This window comes from Acidovorax sp. JG5 (genome assembly GCF_017939685.1).
Lineage (GTDB): Bacteria > Pseudomonadota > Gammaproteobacteria > Burkholderiales > Burkholderiaceae_C > Acidovorax.
The window spans coordinates 1-8,563 of the sequence record NZ_JAGKSE010000042.1 but is presented as its reverse complement, the minus strand read 5'-3'; the positions used below and the strand labels follow the sequence as shown (position 1 = coordinate 8,563).

The 8,563-nt window shown below is 68.8% G+C and carries 7 protein-coding genes; 1 reads left to right on the top strand and 6 read right to left on the bottom strand.

Features of this window, described 5'->3' with window-relative positions:
- Positions 1-29: 29 nt before the first annotated feature.
- From J8G26_RS18725 to J8G26_RS18700, 6 genes are all read right to left on the bottom strand, one after another.
- Positions 30-1,232 (bottom strand): alpha-hydroxy acid oxidase, encoded by a 1,203-nt coding sequence (locus tag J8G26_RS18725; protein WP_246881477.1) that lies wholly within the window; start codon positions 1,230-1,232, stop codon positions 30-32.
- A 221-nt stretch (positions 1,233-1,453) separates the two neighbouring features.
- Entirely contained in the window at positions 1,454-2,731 is a 1,278-nt protein-coding gene (locus J8G26_RS18720) for a TRAP transporter large permease (RefSeq protein ID WP_210570737.1), read from the bottom strand.
- On the bottom strand, positions 2,728-3,294 hold the full coding sequence (locus J8G26_RS18715) for a TRAP transporter small permease (protein ID WP_210570736.1): 567 nt from the start codon (positions 3,292-3,294) through the stop codon (positions 2,728-2,730). The genes J8G26_RS18720 and J8G26_RS18715 overlap by 4 nt, the downstream gene beginning before the upstream one ends.
- Positions 3,295-3,400: 106 nt before the next feature.
- On the bottom strand, positions 3,401-4,429 hold the full coding sequence (locus J8G26_RS18710) for a TRAP transporter substrate-binding protein (RefSeq protein ID WP_210570735.1): 1,029 nt from the start codon (positions 4,427-4,429) through the stop codon (positions 3,401-3,403).
- A gap of 125 nt (positions 4,430-4,554) precedes the next feature.
- The gene (locus J8G26_RS18705; protein ID WP_210570734.1) at positions 4,555-6,030 is read right to left on the bottom strand and encodes an aldehyde dehydrogenase family protein; all 1,476 of its coding nucleotides are present in this window, start codon (positions 6,028-6,030) and stop codon (positions 4,555-4,557) included.
- A 28-nt stretch (positions 6,031-6,058) separates the two neighbouring features.
- Positions 6,059-7,231: an iron-containing alcohol dehydrogenase gene (locus tag J8G26_RS18700; protein ID WP_246881476.1), complete on the bottom strand. Its 1,173-nt coding sequence runs from the start codon at positions 7,229-7,231 to the stop codon at positions 6,059-6,061.
- Positions 7,232-7,367: 136 nt separating this feature from the next.
- Here J8G26_RS18700 and J8G26_RS18695 point away from each other — a divergent pair, with 136 nt between their 5' ends.
- On the top strand, positions 7,368-8,330 hold the full coding sequence (locus tag J8G26_RS18695; protein ID WP_142083078.1) for a LysR family transcriptional regulator: 963 nt from the start codon (positions 7,368-7,370) through the stop codon (positions 8,328-8,330).
- The last annotated feature ends 233 nt before the right edge of the window (positions 8,331-8,563 follow it).

The following is an 8,563-nucleotide window of genomic DNA, read 5'->3' as shown; positions in this document are numbered from 1 at the left end:
GAGGGAATGTACTGTCCCGGGGGACGGGTTCAGGAGACGGGGTGCGCTGGCAGCAGGTAGCTCGCGTCCAGTTCGGACAGGCCGTTCACGCCCAGCATCGCCATGTTGCGCGAGACCTCCTCGCGCAGCAGGCCGATCGCCTTGCGCACGCCGTCCTCGCCGGCCACGCTCGCCGCGTAGTTGAACGGGCGGCCGACGAACACGAACTTCGCGCCGAGCGCCACTGCCTTGAGCACGTCGGTGCCGCGGCGGAAGTCGCTGTCGATCATGACCGGCACCTCGGGGCAGGCCTGCACGATGCCGGGCAGCACGCGCAGCGGCGGCACCGTGCCATCGAGCTGCCGGCCGCCGTGGTTCGACACGATGATGCCGTCGGCGCCGCTGTCCACCGCGAGGCGGGCATCGCGTACGTCCAGGATGCCCTTGATCACCAGGTGGCCGGGCCACAGGCGTCGGATCATCCGGAAGTGGTTCCAGTTCATGTGGCCGCGGTCGGAGAAATCACGCAGCACGTTCTGCGACAGGATGGGGGCGCCACGCCGCGCGTAGTTGTTCTCGAAGTGCGGCAGGCCGTGCCGGGCGATCGTCTTCAGGAAGGTGCCGAACAGCCAGCGCGGGTGGGTGATGCCTTCCCAGGCCAGCGAGAGGCTGGGGCGCAGCGGCGTGGAGAAGCCGGCGCGGATGTTGTTCTCGCGGTTGGAGGCGATGTTGGCATCCACCGTCACCACCAGCGTGCGGTAGCCCGCAGCCTTCACGCGCTCCACCAGCGCGATCATGCTCGGCTCGTCGCCGGGCAGGTAGGCCTGGAACCAGGCGTCCGGGTTGGCCTGCACGACCTCCTCCAGCCGGATCAGCGAGGAGCCGCTCATGATCATCGGAACGTTCTCGCGCGCCGCCGCCTGTGTCAGCACCAGGTCGCCGCGGTAGGCCGACAGGGCGCAGAGGCCCATGGGGGCCATCCCGAAGGGCGCCGACCAGCGCTTGCCGAACAGCGTGGTCGCCGTGCTGCGCGCGGAGGTGCCCACCAGCATGCGCGGCACGAATTCGTAGCGGTCGAAGGCCGCCGCGTTGGCGCGCAGGCTGTAGTTGCGCTCCACCGCGCCCGAGATGTAGGCGAACACCGGCTTCGGCAGGTGGCGGCTGGCCGCCCGTTCGAAGTCGTCGAGACACAGGATGTGCCCCAGCCGCGCCGGCAACTCGCCGGCCTGCGGGGAAGGACGCTCGTCGGACATCGGTCTTGGCTGCGCGGTCGCGGCACCGTCGGATAAGGGATCGATCTGCATTTTCGTTCGTGTTCGTCTGGGGAGCCGGGCGCGGCGCCCCCTTGACCGGGCCTTCGCAGTGTCGCGGCGGCCCGGCCACTCGTCCAATACATAATGCGGGCCCGTTCGATGCCGCTGCGGTATCGTGGGCGTGAGGGGCACGGGCCGGCAGCGGCCGGCCGATGCCGGCGTCAGCGCATTGCCAGCTTCGGCAGGAACAGCACCAGTTCCGGCACGTAGGTGATGGTCAGCAGGATCGCCACCAGCGCCAGCAGGAACGGCCACAGCTCGCGGGTGAAGTCGGTGATCGTCACCTTCAGGATGTCGCACACCACGTACATGACCAGTCCGAACGGTGGGGTCACCATTCCGATCATCAGGTTCATGACCACCATCACCCCCATGTGGACGGGGTCGAGGCCGAGCGCGGCGAACACCGGCACCAGCACCGGCACCACGATGATCAGGATCGCGGTGGCGTCCAGGAACATGCCGAGCACGAGCAGCACCACGTTCAGCACCAGCAGGAACAGGATCTTGTTGTCGCCGATGTGGGCGAGCAGCTGCACCACCGCCTGGCCCACCTGTTCGCGGGCCAGCAGCCAGCTGAACGGGGAGGCGGCAGCGATCACGAGCATGATCACGCCCGCCTGCACGCCGGTCTCCAGCAGGATCTTCGGGATGTCCGCGGCGCCCAGCGAGCGGTAGAACACCATCGACAGCACCAGCGCGTAGACCACCGCCACGGCCCCGGCCTCGGTGGGCGTGAACACGCCGGCCAGGATGCCGCCGAGGATGATCACCGGCAGCATCAGCGGCGGGCCGGAGACGCGCAGCGCGTGGACGATGCCGCGCAGGGTGGGGCGCTCGCCGCGGGGGAAGTTGCGCCGCCGCGCGATCACGTTGACCGCCACCATCAGGTAGACGCCCATCAGGATGCCGGGGATCGCACCGGCCAGGAACAGCTGCCCGATCGAGACGCCCGCGATGGAGCCGTAGATGATGAAGGGGATGCTGGGCGGGATGATCGGGGCGATCACCGCCGTGGCCCCGCTCAGTGCCGCGGCGAAGCGGGCGCTGTAGCCGGACTTCACCATCACCGGCACCAGGATCTTGCAGTCGGACACCGCGTCGGCGATGGCGGAGCCGGTCATGCCCCCCATCACCATGCTGTTGACGACGTTCACTTGCGCCAGGCCGCCGCGGAAGTGGCCCACCATGGCGGTGGCGAACCGGCTCAGCTTGTCGGTGAGGCCGCCGCCGATCATCAGGTTGCCGGCCAGCAGGAACAGCGGGATCGCCATCAGCGGGAAGCTGTCGGCGCCCGTCACGATGCGCTGCGGCAGCACCATCAGCGGCACGTTGCCCAGCGACAGCAAGGCGGCCCCGGCGCTCACCACCATCGCGAACGCGACCGGCATGCCGATGGCGAACAGGAGCAGGGTGCTCCCGAGCAGCAGGAAGGTCATGCCACGCTCCCTTCGCCGGGATTGCGGGCCAGCGCCAGCCTGCCTTGCGCGCGCAGCAGCGTGCGTTCGACCTGGTAGGCCAGCATGATCGCCGCGCTCACCGGGACCGAGGCGTACACCCACGACATCGGGATCTCCAGCATGGTCGACTCGACGTTGGAGTTCACTTCGACGATGTTCAGGCCCTGCACGAGCAGCACCACCAGGGCGAGGACCATCAGCGCGTCCACGAGCCAGGCGAGGATCGCCTGCAGCCTGCGCGGGAGCAGCACGACCACCGTCTCCACGACGATGTGCCCGCCATGGCGGTAGGCCACGGCCGCGCCGAGGAACGTGATCCACACGAATGCATAGCGCGCCAGCTCCTCACTCCAGGAGAGCGGGTCGCCCAGCACGAATCGGCAGAACACCTGCAGCATGATGGTGGCGACCATGACGGCGGTCAGGAGGGCGACCGCCGTCTCAGCGCCCCAGCGCCAGAGAAGGCGCACCGCTTTCAAAGGAGGGCCGCCGGTTGCGGCCTTGCCACCCAACGGCGGCTTGGAAGATGCCTCGACATGCATGATTTGGACCTCGTGACGAGATTGAGTTGACCGTGCGAGCACGCTGACGGGCGGCCGAGGGCGGAAGTGCACCGCCGGCCTCGCCGTCAACGGATGCGGGTAGGGATCAGCCGGCAGTCTTCAGGATCTCGTCCAGCAGGCCCGGTTTCCACTTGTCGGCGAACTTGGGCGGCACTTCCTTCAGCACCACGTTCGCGAACGCCTTGAGGTCCGGCTCGATCACCGTCATTCCCTTGTCATGCAGCGTCTTGCGCAGTTCGCCTTCCTGCTTGGCGATCTGCTCGTCGGCGTACTCCACCGAGTCGTTCACGGCCTGCTGCAACAACTTGCGGTCCGCTTCGGCAAGGGATTGCCAGAAGCGCTCGCTGGCGACCATCCAGCCGTTGCCGCGCACGTGCGAGGTCATCACCAGGTATTTCTGCACGTCGTGGAAGCTGTTGCCGTTGATGGTGCCCAGCGGGTTCTCCTGGCCATCGATGGTGCCCTGTTGCAGCGCGGTGAACACCTCCGGGAATGCCATCGGGGTCGGGCTGGCGCCGAGCGCCCGCCACGCGGCCACGTACACGGGGATCTCCGGCACGCGCAGCTTGAGGCCGGCCAGGTCGGCGGGCGTGCGCACCGCGCGGTTCTTGGTGGTGAGCTGGCGGGCGCCGCGGTTCACGATGCCCAGCACGCGCACGCCCTTCTTGGCCAGGAAGTCCTGGTGCATCGCCTGGCCGATCGGGCCGGCCAGCACGTTGCGCAGATGCTGTTGGCTGCGGAACACGTAGGGCAGCTCCAGCGCCCCGTACTGCGGCGCGGCGACGCTGATGATCAGCGAGCCGCTGCGACCCATCTCGATCGAACCGATCTGCATCGAGTCATACATGTCTTTCTCCGCGCCCAGCTGGCCGGAGTGGAAGTTCTGCACGACCATGCGGCCGCTGGTACGTTCGGCCAGCAGGGACTTGAGCTTCTCGGAGAAGTGGTACGCCTCGCCGCCGATGCCGTCGGTGTGGTTGAAGCGGATGGTGATCGGCGCGGCGAGCGCCGGCCGCGAGATCATCGCGCCGCCGAGGCCGACGGCGCCCACCGCGCCCATCGTGGCGAGCACCTGGCGCCGGTTCGGGCGCAGCTGGGAATCTGCCTTCTTCATCTGTGTTGTCTCCATCGAGTAGTAATTGGTCTCACGGGAAGAAATGCGCTGGCAGGCCCTTACGGGTTGCGGGCGCGCCGGCCTCCACCGGCGTGCCCCGGCCACTGCCCTGGCCGTGTGCCCGGTCAGCCCTGGAAGTAGGCCGCCTTCACGTTGGTGAAGAACTCCAGGTTGCTGTGGCCGATCGAGTAGGCGCCCAGGCCGGAGTCCTTGACGCCGCCGAAGGGCATGTGCGCCTCGCTGTTGGTGCCGTGGTTCACGTGCACCATGCCGCTCTCGCTCTCGCGCACGAAGCGCAGCGCCTCGTCGACGTCGCGGGTGAAGACGGAGGCGGCGAGGCCGTATTCGACCGAGTTCGCCACCTCGATGGCCTGGTTCGCGTCGCGCACCGAGATCAGGGACAGCACCGGGCCGAACACCTCCTGCTTCGCCAGCAGGTTCTCGGGCGACACGTTCTCGATCAGCGCCGGCTCCAGGAAGTTGCCGCGCCCGAGCTCACCGTCTTCCAGCACGCGCCCGCCGAAGCGGATGCGGGCCCCCTGGTCCAGGCCGCTGGCCATGTTGCGCAGCACCGAGGCGCGGTGCTGGTCGGTGACCAGCGGGCCCATCCTGCTGGCCGGATCCCAGGCGGGCCCCACCTTGATGGCGGCCAGTTCCGCGACCAGCGCTTCGCCCAGTTCGGCCGCCAGGCTTTGCAGGACGATCACGCGACTGACCGCGGTGCAGCGCTGGCCGGTGGTGGTGAACGCGGCCTGCGCGATCTGCTTGGCGATGTTGGCGGCGTCGGCGTAGCTCAGAACGACGGCGGGGTTCTTGCCGCCCATTTCCAGCTGGGTGCGCACCATGCGACGGCCCGCCTGCGCGTTGATGTCCCCGCCGGTCCTGGTCGAGCCCGTGAAGCTGATGCCGCGCACCAGCGGGTGCTTGACCAGCGCCTCGCCCACGGTGCGGCCGGAGCCGAGCACCAGGTTGATCACGCCCTTGGGCACGCCGGCTTCCTTGAACAGCTCCACCAGCCTGACGGAGCACCAGGGCGTGAAATTGGAGGGCTTCAGCACCGTGGTGCAGCCGTAGGCCAGCGCCGGACCGATCTTGCGCACCGGCGTCAGGACCGGGAAGTTCCACGGCGCGATCGAGGCGATCACGCCGACCGGCTCGCGGAAGGTCATCGCCAGGCCGTTGCGCTTCTCGCTGGGCAGCGTCCAGCCTTCCATGCGGCTGGCCTCGCCGGCGGCAAAGCGCAGTTCCTTCACCGCCCGGCCGACCTCGCCGCGCGATTCGGCCAGGATCTTGCCCTGTTCGGCCGAGACGAGGAAGGCGAACTCCTCGGCCCGCTTCTCCAGCAGTTCGGCGGCGCGGAACAGGATGGCGCCGCGCTCCGGGCCGGGCACCTCGCGCCACGCCTTCCAGGCGCGATGCGAGGAGCTGACGGCGCGATCCGCGTCTTCCGCGGTGCCTTCGGCGAAGTGGCCGAGGACCTGGTCGCGCCGCGCGGGGTTCGTGATGGCCACGGCGTCGGGGCCGGCCTGCTCCCACTCCCCGTCGATGTAGTTGCCGTAGCGGCCGCCGATGTTCTGGCCGAGCCAGGTATGCATGTCCATGGGTCTGTCTCTCTTGGTGGTGTCGTGTTTACAGCTTGGCGCGCAGCAGCGCCTTCATGTCTTCGAGCGTCGGCTTGCGCGGATTCACCGCGACGTTGCCGGACAGCATGGCTTCGGCGGCCACGTCGTGCAGGTCGGCCTCCGTCATGTGGAAGTCACCCAGCTTCGCGGTGATGCCGATGTCGGCCTGCAGCTGCTCGATCGCGATCACCGAACGCTCCGCCGCCTCGCGCAGGCTGAGGCCGTCGGTGCGCTCGCCGAAGATCTGCGCGATGCGTGCGAACTTCGCCAGGTTGCCCGGGAGGTTGAAGCGCATCACCGCCGGCAGCATGATCGCGTTCGCCAGGCCGTGCGGGATGTGGAAGCGCGAGCCGAGCGGCATGGCAAAGGCGTGCGCCAGGCCCAGGCGGGTGCTGTTGAACGCCATCGCCGCGATGGTGCTGGCCAGCAGCATGTCGGCGCGGGCTTCCTTGTTGCCCGGCTGGGCGACCGCCAGGCGCAGGCTGCGCGCGATCAGGGCCATGGACTGCTCGGACATCGCCTCGGAGATCGGCTGGGTGGCCGTGTTCACGTACGACTCCAGCGCGTGCGTCAGCGCGTCGATGCCGGTGGCGGCCGTGATGGCCGGCGGCAGGGACATGGTCAGCTCGGGATCGAGCAGGGCGATGCGGGCGCAGTTCAGGACGCTGCCGACGCCGAACTTGGTCTTCTGCTCCTTGTCCGACAGCACGGACCAGATCGTCAGCTCGCTGCCGGTGCCGGAGGTCGTGGGGATGGCGATCACGGGGGCGCCGGGCTGACCGATCTTGCCCATGCCGTTGTAGTCGCGGATGTTGCCGGGGTTGGTCAGCATCACGCCGATCACCTTCGCCACGTCCATCGCGCTGCCGCCGCCGATGCCGACGATGACGTCGCACTCCTTCGACCGGGCGAGCTGCACGCCGGCATCCACGGAGCGGGCGTCCGGGTCGCTCTCGACGTCGGTGAAGATGGTGACGGGGAACGCGCTACCGAGCGCGGAGACCACCCGTTCGACCAGGCCGGCCTTGGCGACGCCGGGATCGCCGACCACCAGGACCCGCCGGCCGCCGACGCTCTTCACGAGCTCGGGCAGGCGCGCCAGCGCACCCCAGCCGAATTCGATCGCCGTGGGGTTGTGGTAGCTGAAGGAGGTGATGGAGGAGGTGATGGAGGAGGTCATGCTTGTCTCGGTTGCCTTGTTCGATCGGGTTGCTGGCTGCCGCTTGCACGGCAACGCGGGGGCCAGTGTCCCGCGGGGCCACCATATCCGTCCAATATATAATTGGGCCTCCATTGATACTTGCGCGGCATCAGGAATGATCGACCTCCGGCACTTCCGCTATTTCCAGGCCGTGGCCCAGGAGCTCCACTTCGGGCGGGCCGCGGCCCGCCTGTGCATCGTGCAGCCGGCGCTGTCGCGCCAGATCCAGCAGCTGGAAGGGGAAATCGGCACGCCCCTGCTGCGGCGAACGCAGCGGCGGGTGGAACTGCTCCCCGCCGGCCAGCTGTTCCTGGAGCGCAGCAACCTCATCCTCGAGGAGGTGGAACGCGCCGCGATCGACGCGCGGCGCACCGGCGCCGGCGAGTGCGGGCGCCTGTCCGTGGGCTTCATCCACTCCGCGACCTACGGGCTGCTGCCCTCCATCATCGAGCGCTTCCGCCACCTGTATCCGGACATCGAGCTGGAACTGCACGAGATGCCGATCACCGAGCAGCACGTGGCGCTGACGCGCGGCGTGATCGACGTCGGCGTGCTGCGGCCGCAGCCGGCGCCCTCCGAAGTCCAGGTGCAGGCGGTGCTGGAGGACCCGTTCCTGGTGGCGGTCCCGCACAAGCACCGGCTGGCGCGGCGCAAGGCCGTGCGCCTGAAGGAGCTCGAGGGCGAACCGATGGTGATGTTCCCGCGCCGCGGCAGCCCGCTGTTCCACTCGCGCATCGTGGCCATGTGCGAGCGCGCCGGCTTCACCCCGCGGGTGGTGCAGCAAGCCACCCAGATCCATACGGTGGCCGGGCTGGTCGGGGCCGGCATCGGGCTGGCGATCATCCCCGGGACGGCGCGCAACCTGCAGCCGCGGGGCGTTCACCTCCTCGAGATCGTCGACGCGCCCGAGCCGGTGCACGTGGCGCTGGGATGGCTGCGGTCCAAGGAAGACATGCCGGCGGTCCGCTCGTTCCGGCAGGTCACCTTGCTGGTCGCGCAGCAGCTCGGTGCGGGCCGGCGCGTGACGCGGGCGCCGCGCGAGGACTGCGGGTCAGTTGCGCGGGAAGCCGGCCGTTGAGGTTCGTGTAGGCGTTCGGGCAGGTGTCGACGGTGATCGAGCCGCCAGCGCTTGTCAGGGTCGTGAAGCGGGCCGGGTTGGGAGATGCCATCAGCGCCCACACGTCGACAACATCTCCAGCGTCAGACGTCGCTGGTTGCGCTGGCGGCGCAGGAAGGCGGGAATCAAAGTGTCCATGGGCGAAGCGTAGCGCAGCCATGGGACAATCGCTCATACGATCGTGTGAATTCGTG

Coding starts and splice junctions, on each gene's coding strand:
- J8G26_RS18725 (WP_246881477.1), bottom strand. CDS start 1,232: ATGTCCGACGAGCGTCCTTCCCCGCAGGCCGGCGAGTTGCCGGCGCGG.
- J8G26_RS18720 (WP_210570737.1), bottom strand. CDS start 2,731: ATGACCTTCCTGCTGCTCGGGAGCACCCTGCTCCTGTTCGCCATCGGC.
- J8G26_RS18715 (WP_210570736.1), bottom strand. CDS start 3,294: ATGCATGTCGAGGCATCTTCCAAGCCGCCGTTGGGTGGCAAGGCCGCA.
- J8G26_RS18710 (WP_210570735.1), bottom strand. CDS start 4,429: ATGAAGAAGGCAGATTCCCAGCTGCGCCCGAACCGGCGCCAGGTGCTC.
- J8G26_RS18705 (WP_210570734.1), bottom strand. CDS start 6,030: ATGGACATGCATACCTGGCTCGGCCAGAACATCGGCGGCCGCTACGGC.
- J8G26_RS18700 (WP_246881476.1), bottom strand. CDS start 7,231: ATGACCTCCTCCATCACCTCCTCCATCACCTCCTTCAGCTACCACAAC.
- J8G26_RS18695 (WP_142083078.1), top strand. CDS start 7,368: ATGATCGACCTCCGGCACTTCCGCTATTTCCAGGCCGTGGCCCAGGAG.